This is a genomic window from Rhizobium sp. P43 (genome assembly GCF_056730705.1).
Map to the genome: position 1 here is coordinate 2,078,285 of NZ_CM161539.1, position 17,434 is coordinate 2,095,718.

At 61.7% G+C, this 17,434-nt stretch carries 20 protein-coding genes; 13 read left to right on the forward strand and 7 right to left on the reverse strand.

All coding sequences use genetic code 11. The features are described 5' to 3' along the window. Positions 1–102 precede the first annotated feature (102 nt). From AC1PUL_RS10315 to AC1PUL_RS10340, 6 genes are all read right to left on the reverse strand, one after another. The gene (locus AC1PUL_RS10315; protein WP_480468246.1) at positions 103–285 is read right to left on the reverse strand and encodes a hypothetical protein; all 183 of its coding nucleotides are present in this window, start codon (positions 283–285) and stop codon (positions 103–105) included. A gap of 20 nt (positions 286–305) precedes the next feature. Beyond that, the gene (gene aspS, locus AC1PUL_RS10320; protein ID WP_480468247.1) at positions 306–2,096 is read right to left on the reverse strand and encodes an aspartate--tRNA ligase; all 1,791 of its coding nucleotides are present in this window, start codon (positions 2,094–2,096) and stop codon (positions 306–308) included. Between the two features lie 191 nt (positions 2,097–2,287). Beyond that, on the reverse strand, positions 2,288–3,061 hold the full coding sequence (locus AC1PUL_RS10325; protein ID WP_480468248.1) for a hypothetical protein: 774 nt from the start codon (positions 3,059–3,061) through the stop codon (positions 2,288–2,290). A 16-nt stretch (positions 3,062–3,077) separates the two neighbouring features. Then, complete coding sequence (locus AC1PUL_RS10330; protein ID WP_480468250.1) at positions 3,078–3,590, reverse strand: hypothetical protein; 513 nt, start codon at positions 3,588–3,590, stop codon at positions 3,078–3,080. Positions 3,591–3,784: 194 nt separating this feature from the next. Beyond that, positions 3,785–4,932, reverse strand: a protein-coding gene (locus AC1PUL_RS10335) for an IS3 family transposase (protein ID WP_480468252.1) whose coding sequence is annotated in 2 segments (ribosomal slippage) — positions 3,785–4,683 and positions 4,683–4,932 — 1,149 coding nt in all. Because the reading frame shifts where the segments join, the coding sequence is not laid out codon by codon here. Positions 4,933–5,274: 342 nt separating this feature from the next. After that, positions 5,275–5,511 (reverse strand): hypothetical protein, encoded by a 237-nt coding sequence (locus tag AC1PUL_RS10340; RefSeq protein ID WP_480468254.1) that lies wholly within the window; start codon positions 5,509–5,511, stop codon positions 5,275–5,277. A gap of 85 nt (positions 5,512–5,596) precedes the next feature. Here AC1PUL_RS10340 and AC1PUL_RS10345 point away from each other — a divergent pair, with 85 nt between their 5' ends. Next, the gene (locus AC1PUL_RS10345; protein ID WP_480468256.1) at positions 5,597–5,821 is read left to right on the forward strand and encodes an antitoxin MazE-like protein; all 225 of its coding nucleotides are present in this window, start codon (positions 5,597–5,599) and stop codon (positions 5,819–5,821) included. After that, positions 5,818–6,144, forward strand: coding sequence for a type II toxin-antitoxin system PemK/MazF family toxin (locus AC1PUL_RS10350; protein WP_480468258.1), 327 nt, complete (start codon positions 5,818–5,820; stop codon positions 6,142–6,144). The genes AC1PUL_RS10345 and AC1PUL_RS10350 overlap by 4 nt, the downstream gene beginning before the upstream one ends. A gap of 71 nt (positions 6,145–6,215) precedes the next feature. Here AC1PUL_RS10350 and AC1PUL_RS10355 read toward each other — a convergent pair whose 3' ends face one another. Next, a complete protein-coding gene (locus AC1PUL_RS10355; protein WP_480468260.1) occupies positions 6,216–6,818 on the reverse strand; it encodes a TetR/AcrR family transcriptional regulator in 603 nt (200 codons plus the stop codon). Positions 6,819–6,915: 97 nt separating this feature from the next. Here AC1PUL_RS10355 and AC1PUL_RS10360 point away from each other — a divergent pair, with 97 nt between their 5' ends. From AC1PUL_RS10360 to lhpI, 11 genes are all read left to right on the forward strand, one after another. Then, the gene (locus AC1PUL_RS10360) at positions 6,916–7,350 is read left to right on the forward strand and encodes an ABA4-like family protein (protein WP_480468262.1); all 435 of its coding nucleotides are present in this window, start codon (positions 6,916–6,918) and stop codon (positions 7,348–7,350) included. A gap of 3 nt (positions 7,351–7,353) precedes the next feature. Then, positions 7,354–8,199 carry a hypothetical protein gene (locus AC1PUL_RS10365; RefSeq protein WP_480468264.1) on the forward strand — a complete coding sequence of 282 codons (846 nt, stop codon included), beginning with the start codon at positions 7,354–7,356 and terminating at the stop codon, positions 8,197–8,199. A gap of 133 nt (positions 8,200–8,332) precedes the next feature. Next, positions 8,333–9,571 carry an MFS transporter gene (locus AC1PUL_RS10370; protein WP_480468266.1) on the forward strand — a complete coding sequence of 413 codons (1,239 nt, stop codon included), beginning with the start codon at positions 8,333–8,335 and terminating at the stop codon, positions 9,569–9,571. Positions 9,572–9,670: 99 nt separating this feature from the next. Next, complete coding sequence (locus AC1PUL_RS10375) at positions 9,671–11,080, forward strand: multicopper oxidase family protein (protein WP_480468268.1); 1,410 nt, start codon at positions 9,671–9,673, stop codon at positions 11,078–11,080. Between the two features lie 2 nt (positions 11,081–11,082). Next, positions 11,083–11,859: an MBL fold metallo-hydrolase gene (locus AC1PUL_RS10380; RefSeq protein ID WP_480468270.1), complete on the forward strand. Its 777-nt coding sequence runs from the start codon at positions 11,083–11,085 to the stop codon at positions 11,857–11,859. After that, a complete protein-coding gene (locus tag AC1PUL_RS10385) occupies positions 11,816–11,971 on the forward strand; it encodes a hypothetical protein (RefSeq protein WP_480468272.1) in 156 nt (51 codons plus the stop codon). Before AC1PUL_RS10380 ends, AC1PUL_RS10385 begins: the two co-directional genes overlap by 44 nt. Positions 11,972–12,086: 115 nt before the next feature. Beyond that, positions 12,087–13,232 carry a ribonuclease D gene (gene rnd / locus AC1PUL_RS10390; RefSeq protein ID WP_480468274.1) on the forward strand — a complete coding sequence of 382 codons (1,146 nt, stop codon included), beginning with the start codon at positions 12,087–12,089 and terminating at the stop codon, positions 13,230–13,232. 3 nt (positions 13,233–13,235) lie between these two features. Beyond that, positions 13,236–13,733, forward strand: coding sequence for a GNAT family N-acetyltransferase (locus AC1PUL_RS10395; RefSeq protein WP_480468276.1), 498 nt, complete (start codon positions 13,236–13,238; stop codon positions 13,731–13,733). An 8-nt stretch (positions 13,734–13,741) separates the two neighbouring features. After that, positions 13,742–14,719, forward strand: a complete 978-nt coding sequence (locus AC1PUL_RS10400; protein ID WP_480468278.1) for a small ribosomal subunit Rsm22 family protein — start codon at positions 13,742–13,744, stop codon at positions 14,717–14,719. Then, a complete protein-coding gene (locus tag AC1PUL_RS10405; RefSeq protein WP_480468280.1) occupies positions 14,716–15,726 on the forward strand; it encodes a DUF2891 domain-containing protein in 1,011 nt (336 codons plus the stop codon). Before AC1PUL_RS10400 ends, AC1PUL_RS10405 begins: the two co-directional genes overlap by 4 nt. After that, complete coding sequence (gene lhpI / locus AC1PUL_RS10410; RefSeq protein WP_480468282.1) at positions 15,726–17,429, forward strand: cis-3-hydroxy-L-proline dehydratase; 1,704 nt, start codon at positions 15,726–15,728, stop codon at positions 17,427–17,429. The genes AC1PUL_RS10405 and lhpI overlap by 1 nt, the downstream gene beginning before the upstream one ends. The last annotated feature ends 5 nt before the right edge of the window (positions 17,430–17,434 follow it).

The following is a 17,434-nucleotide window of genomic DNA, read 5'->3' on the forward strand; positions in this document are numbered from 1 at the left end:
AAAACCGGTCGCGATTGGACCTGAATTCACCACGGGGACAGTGGTTATTCGACCAATTTCGCCTGGGCAATGCGCTCATGGCCGCTGGCCAAGGGACCCTTTTTACAAGGCGTAGCCGGGCGCGCGCCGCCGAGTGTAATCCGCATCCTTCGAGACCTTTTGACACTCAATAGAAACTGCCGCCTGTCGGCCGTCAGAGATCCTGATGCGCTCCCGAAGCTGCTCGAACGCCACAACCACCGCATGCACAAAAGAAAGGCCGGGATCGCTCCCGGCCTTGGTCATTTCCAGATCCGCTCTGCGGATCAGTCCTTCTTCGGCTGCGGCACGACGCGCAGCGCGAGTTCGCGCAGCTGCGTCGGGGTGGCCGGCGACGGGGCGTTCATCAGCAGGTCCTGGGCCTGCTGGTTCATCGGGAAGAGCGAGATTTCGCGCAGGTTCTTCGCACCGACGAGCAGCATGACCACGCGGTCGATGCCGAAGGCGCAGCCACCATGCGGAGGGGCGCCGTACTGGAAGGCCCGGTACATGCCGCCGAAGCGTTCCTCGACGTCGTCCTTCGACAGGCCGACCAGTTCGAACGCCTTGACCATCAGCTCCGGCGACTGGTTACGGATCGAGCCCGAGGCAATTTCGAAGCCGTTGCAGACCGCGTCGTACTGATAGGCCTTGAGCGACAGCGGATCCTGGCTTTCCAGCGCTTCCAGACCGCCCTGCGGCATGGAGAAGGGGTTGTGGGCGAAATCGATCTTCTTTTCGTCCTCGTTGTATTCGTAGAACGGGAAGTCGACGATCCAGCACATCTCAAACCGGTCGCGATCGACGAGGTTCAGCTCCTCGCCGGCGCGCGTGCGGGCTTCGCCGGCAAACTTGTAGAACTTGGCCGGATCGCCAGCGACGAAGAAGCAGGCGTCACCCGCTTCGAGGCCGAGCTGGGTGCGGATCGCTTCGGTGCGCTCTTCGCCGATATTCTTGGCGAGCGGGCCGGAGCCGCCGATCTTGCCGTCCTCTTCCTTCCAGAAGATATAGCCGAGGCCCGGCTGGCCGGCGCTCTGTGCCCAGGCGTTCATGCGGTCGCAGAAGGCTCTGCTGCCACCGGTCTTGGCCGGGATCGCCCAGACTTCGACCTTCGGGTTGGAGGCGATCATGTTTGCAAAGATCTTGAAGCCGGAATCGCGGAAATGGTCGGTGACCGCTTCCATGACGATCGGATTGCGCAGGTCCGGCTTGTCGGAACCATATTTGCGGATCGCTTCGTCATAGGGGATGCGCGGCCACTGCTTGGTGACCGGCTTGCCATCGGCGAACTGCTCGAAAACCTTCGTCATCATCGGCTCCATCGTGCCCCAGACATCTTCCTGGGTGACGAAGCTCATCTCGACGTCGAGCTGGTAGAACTCGCCCGGCAGACGGTCGGCGCGCGGGTCTTCATCACGGAAGCAGGGGGCGATCTGGAAGTAGCGGTCGAAACCGGCGACCATCAAGAGCTGCTTGTACTGCTGCGGCGCCTGGGGCAGCGCGAAGAACTTGCCTTCGTGGATGCGGCTCGGCACCAGGAAGTCGCGCGCGCCTTCCGGCGAAGAGGCCGTCAGGATCGGGGTCGTGTATTCGGCAAAGCCGGCTTCGGCCATGCCGGTGCGCATGGCAGAAATGATCTGGGTGCGCTTGACGATGTTCTTGTGCAGCGTGTCGCGGCGCAGATCGAGGAAGCGATACTTCAGGCGCACATCTTCCGGATAGTCGGGCTCGCCGAAGACCGGCAGCGGCAGCTCCTTGGCGGCCGAGAGAACCTCGATTTCCTGCGCATAGAGCTCGATCTCGCCGGTCGGCATGGTCTTGTTGACTGTGTCTTCGGTGCGGGCCTTGACCAGGCCGTCAATGCGGATGACCCATTCGCCGCGCACGGTCTCGGCCAGCTTGAAGGCTGGGCTATCCGGATCGGCCACGACCTGGGTGATGCCATAGTGATCGCGCAGGTCGATGAAGAGCACGCCGCCATGGTCACGAACGCGATGGACCCAGCCGGAGAGGCGGACGGTCTGACCGACGTCGGACTTGCGAAGAGCGGCACAGGTGTGGCTGCGGTAACGATGCATGATCAGGTATCCCGAATGTGACGGTCGAAAAGGCACCAACAGATAAGGCGCGCGACCGATAGAAAATCGGGCGGAAAAGCGCATGGTGTGGCTGATTTGTCAAGGCTGGAGGAGTTGTGGCTGGATTTGGCGCGAACTTGGTTCGAAGTTGACCGACTCGCTAAGCTGACAGGGTTAGACGTCACGGTCGGTTAAGCGGCGACTTGAGGGTCATCGAGCTTTAGGACAGCAAGAATATTCGCGGCTGGTACATCCCGCTTGATCATTATGTCCCAACCATGATCCATCGCCTCCCAGTTCCCCTGGCTGTGAAGGAAGAGTTCGATCATGGTCTGCGGCAATCGCCCAGCAGTGAAAATGCACCAGCCATCGCAGTAGGCTGGGTATCGAAACATTACAACTGCCGGAGTCCCCATCTGTTTCAGTCTTCCAAACAGCTTACCGCCGGCGTATCCAGCGATCCGCTCTAGAGCCTCACCGCCGTATGTCTCATAGAAAACGTCACATCCCCCATCATGTAACTGCTTTCGAAGAGGCGTTGCCCATACAGCACCCTCGCGATTGACGAACCACTTTTCCGCAGTGAGCATCTTATGCACCGCATCATCAACCTCAGCCAACTCCTCTAGCGCTCCAATGCTCTCAAGGTGAACCTTGAGGCGGCTGACGTGCTGAACTAGGTCGAGCTTCAAGAGCCCATCGTTTCTGACGTGGTCGAAAGCGATAAGCCGCGTTGCATGAAAGGCTAAAAGATCGCGACGCGCCATAATCTTCTCAATCAGAGCCTTAGCTTGCAACCAAATCGGCATCGGTGGCGGGTCATTCATGATCCGATAAGTGCTAGACGAAAGCGAGTATTTCTTCTCTGCCATGCGCTCTCGACGTAATTCTGCAGAGTGTTCTGCCAGGAAGTCGGTGATCTCAGCAGGCCATGTAGAGGTCCGCTCTAAGTCGACGGGGTTCATGACATCTCCTCAGAGGCTACCGCAGAGTGTCGAACTCCTGCAGCATTATTTCTCCAATTTCTACGACCGTGGCCAGATCACAGATCATCTGGGGGTGGAAACGGACTGGCGTGCCATCGTTCTCATGCGGTCCAAATGAGTGCATCATCCAAGGTTGAAATGCCCCAAGCTGTGATTGTTGTTCATGGAGCTGCCTATACAGATTTCGGTCACGGGCTTTCAGTGCATTCAGACACTCTGCCTCCAAACGCCTCCATTGTTTGACTGCTTCGTCATCCATGCTTTTGGGGGGTATGTACAGCGGCACTCGGTGTGCCAAGGCGTGGCGGTAATTCTCAAGATAGCCGAACCAGCCATCGGTATTAGCCAGATATGCCTGCGTTTCTTTTGAAAGGCTTTCTCTGACGATCGTGTTGTCAGGCCTCAATCCAATATGCATCGGCCTGATCGGCTTGCCATTGTGTTGAATATCGGCCTCCCAGACCCAAAGCATGGCGTAATTATCTATAACTCCGTATGTATTGATCATAAATGCCTGGAGCCACACAGCCGCGTCATCAATGTTACCTCGCGAGGGTGACGCAGCGTCTGGCGGCACAAGAGTATAAACCTGCTCGATACAGCGAATTAATGTGCGTAGACGACGCGCGGCACCTTGAGCGGCAAGCGCTCTTGAGCGTTCGCGCCTGTATTTGGCCTGCTGCCGGTTTTTCGGACACCGAGTTAAGCTAATCCCACCTTTGTTTCAAAGTCATTGGGGCTGAGATAGCCCAGTGTCGAGTGGCGGCGCTTCAGATTGTAGAAGCGCTCGATGTAATCGAACACATCCGCTCTTGCATCATTCCTCGTGCGATAAACCCTCCGTGCTGTTCTCTCCGTTTTCAGTGATGAGAAGAAGCTTTCCATTGCAGCGTTGTCCCAGACATTTCCAGAACGGCTCATGGAGCAGGTGATGCTGTGGTCGCTCATGAGACGCTGGAACTGCTCGCTCGTATATTGGCTTCCCTGATCGGAATGATGCAGTAGCGCGTCTGGTTTTCCTCGACGCCAGATTGCCATGATCAGCGCATCTGTGACGAGTTGGGCCGTCATGTTGGCATTCATCGACCAGCCGACGACACGGCGTGAGAACAGGTCAATGACGGCCGCGACATACAGCCAGCTTTCTGCTGTCCAGATATAGGTGAAGTCGGCCACCCATTTCTGGTTCGGTCGCTCTGCCATGAACTGACGGTCCAGCACGTTCGGCATGATGACGGCACGGTCACCGGCATCTTTCGGCAAGCCACGCCGTCTCGGCCTGGCCCTGAGCGCATTCAAGCGCATCAGCCGCTCGATACGATGGAGGCCGCAGGATAACCCTTCTTCCAGCACGTCGCGCCATACGCGGCGAGCACCATAAGTGCGGTCGCTGGACTTGAAGCTCTGCGTGATCTTGTCCAGCAGAACCTCATCATAGCGGGCGTGTTCGCTCGGAGAACGATTGAGCCAGGCATGGAAACCTGAACGAGAAACCCCCAGCGCTTCGCAGAGCCATGCCACCGGCCAGATCGAACGGTGCTTTGCAATGAACGCGAACTTCATATCGCGTCCCTGGCAAAGTAGGCTGCGGCCTTTTTTAGGATATCGCGCTCCGCCTTCAGCTTGGCGACTTCGCGACGGAGACGCTCGATCTCAAGCTGCTCCGGTTTCATCTGGCCTTTTCCAGGAAAGGACTGGCTGGGATCGTCGCCGTATTCGCGAACCCATTTGCGCAACACATTCTCGTGGACATCAAGGTCACGGGCCGCCTGGGCAACAGCGACCCCACGCTCCTTGACCAGCTTTACCGCTTCGAGCTTATACTCGCGGCTGAATATTCGTCTTTGCATTCATGCTCTCCGGTTTCAGGAGGAACACCTTAACTCGGTGTCCATGAAACCGGCAGCAGGCCAATTCCCTCATTATGAGACTCTCACTCAGTTGGCCTACACGAGCGGTCCATTCTTCGAGGCTCTTGTGGAAGCCCGCCACCTCCTCTGTCGAGTACGCCATCATTCCCCCTACTTTGCTGGTCGACTTAGGAAACAAGCCTCAAGGCCGGAGGGCAATATTGAAACTCGAATATCTGATGTTCACGAGGCAGTTGGCCCGCCAATCTGGGCGGATGGCAACTTTCTCAGAATACTGGATAGTCTCGATCGGCCCAACTAAAAGCGCAAAACTCCCGTCCCTCACTCCGGCAACAACACACTCGCCAGATCCAGCGGCGGCGCGAAGGGTTCACAACCCGTGCCATCCTCCCGTTGCAGCTTGCCGTCGATCATCAGATGCGCATGGCCGTGGATCTGGGACCAGACGAGCTGTTCGACGGCGGCCCTGCCCTCCGGCGTGTCGCACTTCAGGCGTTTCGCCACCGGCCCATAGCGGTCATGGACCGTCGACGACATGATCGCGAAAAATCCCGACATTCGCGCTGTTCGTCACGAGAGCCAAAAACATTAGGCCGCGCGCAACCCATGTGTTAGGGTAGCGCGCAACCTCATGGAGACGGCTATGCCGAGACCGAAGAGCGCCGATGACGGCCTGAGCAAGTTTCAACGCTACCGGCAACAGCAGCAGCACCGGGGCATGAAGCAACTGCGCATTTGGGTGCCGGATCCTCACAGGCCCGAATTTGCCGCCGAAGCCAAGCGGCAGGGTCTCATCTTGCGCGGCCGTCCCGAGGAAGTCGAAGCGCTGGATTTCATCGCGGCGGCGACTGAATGGTCGGAGCCGTGAAAAGAGGCGATCTCGTCACGGTTTCGGCACAGGGCGATTATGGAAAACCCCGCCCGGCGATCGTCATTCAATCTGATATTCTCAATGCGGCAGACAGCGTGCTGGTCGTTTTGCTCACCAGCACGATGGCTGATGCCCCGCTTTATCGGCTGACTGTCGAGCCAACGGCGGAGAACGGTCTCCAGGTGGTTTCACAGATCATGGTGGATAAGATCATGGCCTATCCGCGCGCCAAATGCGGCCCGGTAATCGGTCATCTTTCCCCTGCAGATATGCTGGCTCTCAACACCATGCTTTCGGTGATGATCGGCCTTGCCGACTGACGGCAATGTCTGTTGCGAATGCTAGGAGTTTCGCGGCAGCCACAATGTCTCCCGTTGGCGCCATCGCCCCCTCAGTCCGGCAACAACACACTCGCCAGATCCAGCGGCGCCGCGAACGGCTCGCAACCCGTGCCATCCTCCCGCTGCAGCTTGCCATCGATCATCAGATGCGCGTGGCCATGGATCTGCGACCAGACGAGTTGTTCGACGGCGGCCCTGCCCTCCGGGGTGTCGCGGTTCAGGCGTTTGGCCACCGGAGCCGAGACCTCCGCGAGCACAGCGTGGGCCGCGTCTGACGGGGGGCCGAGCGCCGGGTCTTCCCAGTCGAGACGGTTGGCTGTGAACATCAGACGGAAGAGATGCGGGCGGGTGCTGGCAAAGGCGAGGTAGCCGCGCGAGGCGGCGCGCAGCTGGTCTGCCGGATCGCCGGGGGCTTGCGCCATGGCGGAGCGCATCGAGGCGGCGAACAGCCGGAAACCCTCGGCGGCAAAGGCGGTCAGAAGGTGCCTCAAGGTCGGGAAATGATGTTCGGGGGCGGCATGGGAGACGCCGACGCGGGCGGCGAGCTTGCGCAGCGTCAGGCCTTCAAGCCCATGCTCCTCCAGCATATCAAGGCCGTTGTCGATCAGGGCCTGGCGCAGGTCGCCATGGTGATAGGATTTCTGTCTTGCCATGACCCTTCATAATCCCTCTGGAACCCGCCGTCAAAATCAATCTTGACATTGCCAAGTTTTGGCCCATGCTTATCTTGTCACCGTCAAGATGGAGCACATGATGAATGCCGATACCGTGTTTTCGCTCGCCAGCAGCACCGCCATGGCCGGCTGGCTGCTGCTCATTCTGGCACCCCGCTGGGGATCCTTGATCGCCTTCATCCGCTTCGGTCTGATCGGGGCGCTGTCGCTCACCTATGCGGTCCTGATCCTCGTCTACTTCTTCCGCGTCGAGGGCGGCGGGTTTGGCTCGATTGCCGAGGTGCGGGCCCTCTTCATGAGCGATCCGGTGCTTGTCGCCGGCTGGGTGCATTACCTCGCCTTCGATCTCTTCATCGGCACCTGGATTGCCATTGAGGCCGACAAACGCGGCTACAATCGCCTGCTGCAGGCGCCGATGCTGGTCGCGACCTTCATGTTCGGGCCGCTCGGCCTCCTGCTGTTTTATCTCACCCGCGCGACGGAAGCCGCGCTTGAGCCCCGAAAGGCCTGACCGATGACCATGCTCTTCAACGACAGCACAGTGCTCGCCCCGTCGCCGGATCTCGCCGCTGCCGAACTCAAAACACGCCGGGTGCTTATCGTCGGCATCGGATTGTCGGTGGCGCTGGCCTTTCCGAGCCTGATTGCGCTTGGCCTCGACGACCGGCTCATCAACGGCATCAGCGTCTGGGTGAAGCCGCTGAAATTCCAGGCCTCGCTCGCCCTGATGCTGGTCACGCTGCTTTTGCTGCTGCCGCTCATCGAGCAGAGAACGCGAGCGGGACGCGGCGTCTGGCTCGCTAGCCTCATGGCGGTGATTACGGCAAGCGGCGAAATTCTCTACATCACGCTGCAGGCGGCGCGCGGGCGGGCTTCGCATTTCAACGACAGCACGCCCTTCGAGGCGATGGCCTATAGCGTGATGGGTGCAGGCGCCGCATTGCTCGTTTTCTCAAGCCTGGTCATCGGCGTTTACATCCTGCTGCGTCCACGCCCCGATGCACCGGCCGGCCTGCGCCTCGGCGCTGGCTGGGGATTGATCCTTGGCAGCGTGGCCACGCTGATGACCGCCTTTGCGCTCGGCGGTGGCCAGATCGACGGTCCCGGCCATTGGGTCGGCGGCATCAAGACTGACATTGGCGGGTTGCCGCTGTTCGGTTGGTCGCGCACAGGCGGCGATCTACGCGTGCCGCATTTCTTCGCCACCCATATCATGCAGGCCCTGCCGATCCTGGGTCTTGGCCTCGACCGCTTCGCACTCCGTTTCGCCAGACCCGGCATTGCGCTTGGCGCCGTCATCTCCATCGCCGTGGTCATCGGCACCTTCGTACAGGCCGTCCAGGGGCGGCCCTTCCTCTGACGGTCAAATCCGGGCGGATGGCGAGAAGACCGCGATTTTGGTCTGTCGCCATCCGTCAAAGAGGTCTAGGAATGCGGACCTGCCCGGCATCGACTCACTGATCAAACGCTCCGCCGTGGCCCGCAGGCCCCTCATGCATGATATCCGCCCCCTCATCCCGCTTCTGATCACCGCCGGCATCCTGATCGGCGGCAACGGCTTGCAGGGCACCTTCATCGCGCTGCGCGGCATTGAGGAAGGCTTCAGCACCTCCGTCATCGGCATGGTCGGCACGGGTTATTTCATCGGCTTCGTGCTCGGCTGCGTCTACATCACCAAGATCATGCGGGCGATCGGGCATATCCGCGCCTTCTCGGCGCTTGCCGCCATCGCGTCTGCCGCCTCGATCATGATGGTGCTGGTGATCGACCCGATCTCCTGGTTCCTGATGCGCCTTGTGCAGGGCATCTGCTTTGCCGGCCTGTTTGCCGTCGTCGAAAGCTGGCTGAACGCCCGCGTCACGAACGCCACGCGGGCGCGCACGCTTTCCGTCTATCGTTTCGTCGATCTCGGCTCGGTGACGGCGGCGCAATACATGATCCCGCTCTTCGGCGTCTCCGGCTTCGATCTCTTCGCCATCATCGCCATGGCGCTCTCTCTGTCGCTGGTGCCGATCTCCTTTGCCGACAAATCGAGCCCCGAGCCGCCGCAGGATGTGAAATTCGATATCAAGGTTCTCTGGTCGGTCTCGCCGCTCGCGACCGTCGGCTGCATCGTCATCGGGCTGACCAATTCCAGTTTCCGCTCGCTCGGGCCGATCTATGCCGATGGCATCGGCCTGTCGGTGACGTCAATCGCCAGTTTCATGAGCATCGGTATCTTTGCCGGGATCGTGCTGCAATATCCGCTCGGGCACTATTCGGACAAGCTGGACCGCCGCGTCATCATCCTTGTCTCGACAATCGGGGCACTCATCGCCTCGGTCTACCTCGCCTTCCTGGCGGGTGATGGGGAGCTTGCCAATTTCATCGGCATCTTCGCCTTCGGCGCCTTTGCCCTGCCGCTCTATTCGCTGTGTTCGGCCCATGCCAATGACCATGCAGCCCCCGGTCAGCATGCGCTGGTCTCGGCGGGCACGCTGTTCTTCTGGTCGATCGGCGCGGTCGTCGGGCCGCTGATTGCCTCCTTTCTGATGGATGCCTTCGGGCCGCATGCGCTGTTTGCCTATACGATCGTGGTCCTGGCCTTCTTCGTTGCCTATACGCTCGCCCGCATCCGGGCCCGCGATGCGGTGCCGACCGAGAAACGGCGTATGCGCTTCCGCAGCCTGCTGCGCACCTCGACCTACTTCAGCAAGCTTGCGACACCGCCGAACGAAAAGGATGGCGGCTGAGATGACCATCGTCAGGCCTGCGACAGCATGGCCGACCGACGCTATTGCTGATCAGCCGTCTCAACTTTACAAACGGGACATCCATCGAAAGTTCCGACCGTGACCTTTGTTTCCCGCCGCACCCTTCTCAAATCCGCCGCCGTGCTCGGCGCCTATGGCGCGGGTCTTGCCGTCATGCCGCGCCTGAGCCAGGCACTCGCGGCGACAGACCCGATCGAGATTGAGGCACTGACCGGCGATGTCTTGCTCGACGGCAAGCAGGCGACACGTGGGGTCATGCGCTATGCGCTGGCGGGGCAGACCTCTACAGACCCCTCCCCGCCGATCCTGCGGGCCAAACGGGGCGAAGCCTTCAAGGCGCGGCTCATCAACCGGCTCGACGAACCGACCACCATCCACTGGCACGGCATCCGGTTGCCGAACGACCAGGACGGTGTGCCCTTCGTCACCCAGCCCTACGTCTATACCGGCGACCGCTTCGACTACGGCTTCTCGCCACCCGATGCCGGCACCTACTGGTATCATCCGCATTGCAACACGCTGACGCAGATGGGCCGCGGGCTTGCCGGAGTACTGGTGGTGGAAGACGACAGGGACCCGGTCTTCGATGGCGAGGTGGTGCTGAACCTCAGAGACTTCCGCCTGGGCGGCGACAGCCAGTTCATCGAGCAGTTCAAGCCGCGCGATGCGGCGAAGACCGGCACGTTCGGGACGCTGCGTACTGCCAACTGGCAGCCCGAGCCGGTCTATGACGTTCCGGCCGGTGGACTCGTCCGCGTCCGCATCCTCGCCGCCGACGTGACGCGCATCTACAATCTCAAGCTCGCTGGCGCCGAGGCGCAGATCATCGCGATCGATGGGCATCCGGTGCCGGAGCGGATGCCGCTCGACATGGCCGTCGTCTCGCCCGGCCAGCGGCTGGATCTCGCTATACGCGTCGCCGACAGCGAGGGCGTGGAGATGGTGCTGGAGGATATCCGTCCATCGACGCCGAAGGTGGTCGCGCGGCTCCGCGCCGTCGGCTCCTCGCTGAAACGCAATCTCGGCGATCTCGGCCCGCTTGCCGAAAACGCCGGCGTCGATGCGGATCTCTCCAACGCGACCGAGATTCCGCTCGTGCTCAGCGCTACCGCCGAAACGGCGGCGCGCGAGTCGATCTGCGGGACGCTCGGCTATTCCTTTTGGGCGATCAACAAGGTGCCTTATCCGGGCGACACACCCGATCCGACCGCGCCGATTGCGGAGCTGAAACTGGGCCAGACCTATCTGCTCAATGTCGAGAACGTCACGCCACACGCCCATCCCATCCATCTGCACGGGATGAACTTCAAGGCCATCAGCTCGAACAAACGCGAGGTTCAGCCGCTGGTCTCGGACACCTATCTTGTGCTGCCGGATGAAAAGGTCCAGCTTGCGCTGGTGGCCGACAATCCGGGTGATTGGGTGTTCCACTGCCACATCATCGAACACCAGAAGACCGGCATGACCGGCTATTTCCGGGTGACCTGAGCATGAACCTTTCCGAGACGATGCGCATCCACGAGCCCTATCCGGGGCTGTTCGCCTATTACGACGGGCGTATCGAAGGCAAAAGGCTGCATGCGGACAGGCCGAACTGGCTTGATGACGGCGCCTACAGTCTCGGCGTTGCAAGCTATGCGGTCGTTTCGGGAACAGACGCGCTCGTCTACGACACGCACATCTCCTTCGGCCATGCCCGCGCCATCCGCAGCCACCTCTCCGGTCTTGGTGTCAAAAAAATCCGGGTTGTGCTCAGCCACTGGCATACCGATCATGTGGCGGGCAATGCCGGCTTCATCGACTGTCCGATCCTGTCGAACAGGCTGACGCGCGACACGCTGATCGAGAAGCGCAAGGTGCTGGCCGAGAAGGATCCGCCGATCAATCCGGTCGTCATGCCGACAGAGACATTCGAGGGCGAGACGGAGCTTCAAGTCGGCGACATCACCGTCAGGCTGATCCAGTTCGACATTCACAGCGCCGATGGCACCGTTCTGCTGCTGCCGCATCTCGGCGTTCTGCTGGCCGGCGATACACTGGAGGACAGCGTCACTTACATCTCGGAGCCGGGAAACACGACGCGGCACATTGCCGAACTCGACCGACTGGCGACGCTCGATTTCGTCAGGATCCTGCCCAATCACGGTGACGAGACGGTCATCGCTGCGGGCGGCTATCCGCCATCGCTGGTGACCGCCACGCGCGATTATCTGACGCGGCTGCTTGCCCGCCTCGACGATCCGGAAGCTCGAGACCGAGAGCCTTGAAAGCTTCATCGGACCGGAACTGGCTGCGGGAACGCTCACCTATTTCGCGCCCTATGAGGCCGTCCACAGCCAGAACATCGCCGCCTTGAAGACCGGAGAGGCTGACGAATAAGGCGCTTCGGGCCTTCCAATGGCCTCGCGGCCCTGCTTTCCGGGCCGTTCATATTGACATCGGGGTCCAGAAGGGAAACTAAGGTTGATCCTGTAGTTTCCATGACCGAGCCGAAATGATCGATACCACTGCCGCGCTCGAAGAGGCCTGCCGCCTCCTCGCCCAATCCGATTTCATCACGATCGACACGGAATTTCTCCGCGAAACGACCTTCTGGCCGGAACTCTGCCTGATCCAGATGGCGAGCCCGGAGCATGAATACATCGTTGACCCGATGGCCAAGGGTATCGACCTCAAGCCCTTCTTCGAGCTGATGGCAAATCCGGCCGTCACGAAGGTCTTCCATGCGGCCCGCCAGGACATCGAAATCATCTTCCATCTCGGCGATCTCATCCCGCATCCGATCTTCGACACGCAGGTTGCGGCAATGGTCTGCGGCTTCGGCGACAGCGTCTCCTATGACCAGCTCGTGCAGAAGGTGAAGAACGTCCATATCGACAAGACCTCGCGCTTCACCGACTGGAGCCGCCGCCCCCTGTCGGACAAGCAGCTCGATTATGCGCTGGCCGATGTCACCCATCTGCGCGATGTCTATCTCAAGCTGAAGGGCCAGCTGGATGCGGAAGGCCGGGCGGAATGGCTGACCGAGGAAATGGCGATCCTCGAATCCCGCGAGACCTATGACCTGCCGCCGGAACAGGCCTGGCAGCGGCTGAAGATGCGGCTGCGCAAGCCAACCGAACTCGCCGTCATGCAATATGTCGCCGCCTGGCGCGAGCGCGAGGCGCGTGCCCGCAACGTGCCGCGTTCGCGCGTCCTGAAGGACGATGCGATCTACGAAATCGCCCAGCAGCAGCCGAAGGATGTGGAAGCGCTTGGGCGGCTCCGCACCATTCCGAAGGGCTGGGAGCGCTCGAGCTCTGGTACGGCGATCCTTGAGCAGGTGAATGCCGCACTCGCGCTGCCGAAGTCGGAGATGCCGCATCTGGAGCGCCACACCCATGCGCCCGAAGGCACGCAATCGGCCGTCGAACTCTTGAAGGTGCTGCTGCGTCTCACTTCTGAGAAGCATGGCGTTGCCTCGAAGGTCATCGCCAACAGCGACGATCTGGAAAAGATCGCCGCCGAAGGCGAAAAGGCTGATGTCGCGGCCCTTCAGGGCTGGCGCAAGGAGCTGTTCGGCGATCTCGCGCTGAAGCTGATTTCCGGCGGCGTCGGTCTGCGTTTCGTCGGCAAGCGCGTCGAAGCGGTGGAGTTCTGATCCGTGACGGCGCTATCCCTGCGCCGTGCAACGGAGGCTGATATCCCGTTCATCATGGAGACCGAGCGCAAGCCGGGCTATGACCAGTTCGTCGGCCGCTACAGCCTCGACGAACACCGGGCGCATCTGGCCAACCCGGCTTTTGCCTATCTGATCGGCGAGAATGCCGAAGGTTCCGCGCTCGGCTTCGTCATCCTGATGGATCTCAACCGGCGCGACGGCAATGCCTGCGTCAAGCGCATCGCGGTCTCCAGCCCGGAAAAGGGCGTGGGCACACCGCTGCTCGCCGGTGCCGTCGACTTTGCCTTTCTCGAAACCAATGCCCATCGCCTGTGGCTCGATGTGGTAAGCGGCAATCTCAGAGCGCAGACCGTCTATCGCAAGGTCGGCTTCATCCAGGAAGGCGTGCTGCGCGAGGCGGCGCTGCTGCCGGATGGCAGCCGCTCGGATTTCTTTCTCATGTCCATCCTCCGCCCCGAATGGGCGGCGCGGCGCGACTGAGGCACATCATGGAACTTCCCGCCCCCCTCCGCTCTGCCGTCGACCAGATGCTCTCGGGCGAACCGCTGGAAAAGCTCGCCAAGGCGAGCGCCATTCTCTCGGATCGCTATCGCCGCGAGGTGCGCGACGGGCGGTTTCATATCGATGATGCACTGGCTGCCAAGGCCTATCTGGCAACCCGCCTGCCCGCCACCTTTGCCGCCGTTCGTGCAGCCCTGGCGATGGTGGAGGATGCGGCACCGGATTTCCAGCCGGAGACCCTGATCGATCTCGGCTGCGGTCCCGGCACCGCACTCTGGGCAGCCGCCGACACCTGGGACAGCCTCAGCGCCGCCGAGATGGTCGAAGCGAGCGGCGCGATCCGCAGCGTCGGCGAAAAACTCGCCGCCTCCGGCAGCGTGAAAAGCCATTGGCAGGCGGGTGACGTGACGGGCAAGATCCCGGCGCTGGGGCCTGCCGATCTCGTGACGCTTGCCTATGTTCTGGACGAGCTTCCGCCGGCAACCATTGGAACCGTCACGGAAAAACTCTGGACGCTGACCAAGGGCATGCTCGTCGTGATCGAGCCGGGCACACCGGCCGGCTGGCAGCGCATTCTCGCCGTTCGCGACAGACTGCGATCGCTCGGCGCCCATCTCGTGGCGCCCTGCATGCATGCGGAAAACTGTCCGATCGTGGCACCGGACTGGTGCCACTTCTCGAGGCGTGTGGCGCGCTCGCGGGTGCACCGAATGGCCAAGGGTGCCGAGGTGCCGTGGGAGGACGAGAAATACATCTTCATCGCCGCTTCGCGCGAGCCTGTCACGATCAGCGGCGACCGGGTGCTGTCTCCCCCGCGTGTCAATGGCGGTGTCGGGCGGGTCAAGCTCTGTCGCACTGATGGCACGGCTGCCGAGCTGACACTCAGCAAACGCGATGGCGATGCCTTCAAGGACATCCGCCGGGCCGACTGGGGCGATAGGCTGGACTTGGGAGATAAGGGATGACCACGCGGCTGACATCCGAGCTTGCCTCCCGCCTTGCGATGATCGCGCTCGGGCATGTCACCCGCGAATATCCCAATCATATCCTGCATGGGCTCGAAGGGCCTGATGACGCGAAGACGCCATCCGAGCTTCATCCGGTCTTCTACGGCAGCTACGACTGGCATTCCTGCGTGCATGGCTACTGGATGCTGGCGCGTCTGTTGCGCCTCCATCCCGAGATGCCGGAGGGGCCGACGATCCGCGATCTCTTCTCAACGATGCTGGTGCCCGACAGGATCGCCGGCGAATGCGCCTATTTCGACCGACCGATGGCGCGCGGTTACGAGCGTCCCTATGGCTGGGGCTGGTTGCTGAAGCTTGCCACCGAATTGCAGGGCCACGAGGACCCCACCTGGGGCGAGGCGCTATTGCCGCTGACGGAGCGGATTGTCCAGCGCTTCCGGGACTTCCTGCCGCTTGCCACCTATCCGGTGCGAACTGGCACGCATTACAATACCGCCTTTGCGCTGAGGCTCGCAGCCGACTATGCCGAGACCGTCGGAGACGACAGCCTCTTCGATCTGTTGCGCGCCACGGCGCAACGCTGGTACGGCTCTGACACCGCCTGCCCAGCCTGGGGCGAGCCCTCGGGCGACGACTTCCTCTCGCCAGCGCTGATCGAGGCGGAATGTTTGCGCCGGCTTTTGCCGGCTGCCGATTTCGCCCGCTGGTTCGATGCTTTCCTGCCTGATATCGCAGTCAAGCAACCGCGCACGCTGTTTGCACCCGCCTCCGTGTCCGATCGCTCGGACGGCAAGATCGCCCATCTCGATGGCTTGAGCCTCAGCCGCGCCTGGTGCTGGGCATCTCTGGCGGGCACTCTGCCGGACACGGACCCGCGTCGACGTGTCATGATCGAGGCCGCGCATGGGCATCTCGAAGCCGGGATCGCGCATGTGGCGGGCGACTATATGGGTGAACATTGGCTGGCGAGTTTTGCGGTACTGGCACTGACGGAGACGGAATGATGAGCAGCCTCCATGACACCGTCGACATCACCGGCCGCGTGCTCGTTTCAGGCTCCGCCGAGGGCGAGGTGTTGTTCACCGATACGGCGCTCAGCTTCTGGGGCGGTGCGGACGCCGTGACCGGCGAGATCATCGACCGGCATCACCCGTTGAGCGGCGAACGGCTGACGGGCCGCGTGCTCGTCCTGCCGACCAGCCGTGGCTCCTGCACCGGCAGCGGCGTGATCCTCGAACTGATCCTCAACGGACAAGGTCCCGCCGCGATCGTGCTCGAACATCCAGAAGCGATCATCACGCTCGGCGTCATTGTCGCGGAGGAAGTCTTCGGGCGGTCCATTCCGGTTGTTGCGGTCGGCAAGGAAACGTTTGCCGCATTGAAGACAGCCAGGCGTATCCGGATCAGCAATGCCGTTGCCGGCATCGGTTCGGACATCGCGCTCACGGATCGGGACCAGGCCATTCTTGCAGGAGAGCGAGGCGAAGCGGCTGCCGTTGCCATGCGGATCGTGCTGCGGATGGCGGCGCTCGAGGGCGCGACGGAGCTGATCGACATCACCCGCGCCCATATCGACGGCTGCATCTATACCGGTCCTGGCGGCCTCGCCTTTGCCGAAAAGCTGCGCGATCTCGGCGGCCGCGTCGTGGTGCCGACGACGCTGAATGCGATTTCGGTCGATCACCGGCGCTGGCAGGCGCAGGGTGTTCCGGAAGCGCTTGGGCGTCCGGCAGCAGCCGTGGCCGATGCCTATGTGGCGATGGGGGCACAAGCCACCTTTACCTGCGCGCCCTACCTGCTCGACGATCGGCCCGCGCGCGACGAGCAGATCGTCTGGGCGGAATCGAATGCCGTCGTCTATGCCAACAGCGTGCTTGGCGCCCGGACAATGAAATATCCTGACTATCTCGACATCGCGATCGCGCTGACGGGCCGGGCACCCAAGGCCGGCTGCCATCTGCCGGAGGAGCGCGCGCCACAGATCCGGGTCACCGTGCCACCGCTTGAGGGCGTCGATGACAGCCTCTGGCCGCTCATCGGCTATCTGATCGGGACGGTTTCGCCCGATGCCATTCCGTTGGTCGAGGGGGTGTCCAGGCACCGCCCTGATACGGATGCGCTGAAGGCCTTCGGGGCCGCGTTTGCGACTACATCCGCCGCGCCGATGTTCCACATCGCTGGTGTCACGCCGGAGGCCCTCGACCCCAAGGCCTTTGAAGCCCTCGATCTGCCGACCATCTCACTCACCCATCAGGACCTGCTGCGGGCCTGGCAAGAACTGAACGGCGCTGAAGCCGGCCCGGTACAGCTGGTCTCGCTCGGCAATCCGCATTTCTCTGCCACAGAACTGGCAGCACTCGCGGCGCTCTGTCGAAACAAGACACGGGCTCCGCATGTGCCGCTCGTCGTCACCTGCGGGCGCGCGGAGATGGCCAAGGCGGAGGCCTCGGGTGATGTCGCCGTGCTGACCGCTTTCGGTGTCACCCTCGTCAACGACACCTGCTGGTGCATGGTGACAGAGCCTGTCATTCCCGTCGATGCCAAGGTCATCATGACCAATTCCGGCAAATATGCCCATTACGGCCCGGGCCTCACCGGGCGGACCATGCGTTTCGGCAGTCTCGCAGCCTGTGTCGAGGCTGCCGTGACGGGTGAAGATCGCGGTGTTCTGCCGGGATGGCTCGGGGCGCCTGTGGGTAACCGCTGACGTCA

Excerpts from the sequence above, each read along its gene's own strand:
- AC1PUL_RS10315 (WP_480468246.1), bottom strand. The coding sequence starts at position 285 with ATGACCAAGGCCGGGAGCGATCCCGGCCTTTCTTTTGTGCATGCGGTG.
- aspS (WP_480468247.1), bottom strand. The coding sequence starts at position 2,096 with ATGCATCGTTACCGCAGCCACACCTGTGCCGCTCTTCGCAAGTCCGAC.
- AC1PUL_RS10325 (WP_480468248.1), bottom strand. The coding sequence starts at position 3,061 with ATGAACCCCGTCGACTTAGAGCGGACCTCTACATGGCCTGCTGAGATC.
- AC1PUL_RS10330 (WP_480468250.1), bottom strand. The coding sequence starts at position 3,590 with ATGATCAATACATACGGAGTTATAGATAATTACGCCATGCTTTGGGTC.
- AC1PUL_RS10340 (WP_480468254.1), bottom strand. The coding sequence starts at position 5,511 with ATGTCGGGATTTTTCGCGATCATGTCGTCGACGGTCCATGACCGCTAT.
- AC1PUL_RS10345 (WP_480468256.1), top strand. The coding sequence starts at position 5,597 with ATGCCGAGACCGAAGAGCGCCGATGACGGCCTGAGCAAGTTTCAACGC.
- AC1PUL_RS10355 (WP_480468260.1), bottom strand. The coding sequence starts at position 6,818 with ATGGCAAGACAGAAATCCTATCACCATGGCGACCTGCGCCAGGCCCTG.
- AC1PUL_RS10360 (WP_480468262.1), top strand. The coding sequence starts at position 6,916 with ATGATGAATGCCGATACCGTGTTTTCGCTCGCCAGCAGCACCGCCATG.
- AC1PUL_RS10365 (WP_480468264.1), top strand. The coding sequence starts at position 7,354 with ATGACCATGCTCTTCAACGACAGCACAGTGCTCGCCCCGTCGCCGGAT.
- AC1PUL_RS10370 (WP_480468266.1), top strand. The coding sequence starts at position 8,333 with ATGCATGATATCCGCCCCCTCATCCCGCTTCTGATCACCGCCGGCATC.
- AC1PUL_RS10380 (WP_480468270.1), top strand. The coding sequence starts at position 11,083 with ATGAACCTTTCCGAGACGATGCGCATCCACGAGCCCTATCCGGGGCTG.
- rnd (WP_480468274.1), top strand. The coding sequence starts at position 12,087 with ATGATCGATACCACTGCCGCGCTCGAAGAGGCCTGCCGCCTCCTCGCC.
- AC1PUL_RS10400 (WP_480468278.1), top strand. The coding sequence starts at position 13,742 with ATGGAACTTCCCGCCCCCCTCCGCTCTGCCGTCGACCAGATGCTCTCG.
- AC1PUL_RS10405 (WP_480468280.1), top strand. The coding sequence starts at position 14,716 with ATGACCACGCGGCTGACATCCGAGCTTGCCTCCCGCCTTGCGATGATC.
- lhpI (WP_480468282.1), top strand. The coding sequence starts at position 15,726 with ATGAGCAGCCTCCATGACACCGTCGACATCACCGGCCGCGTGCTCGTT.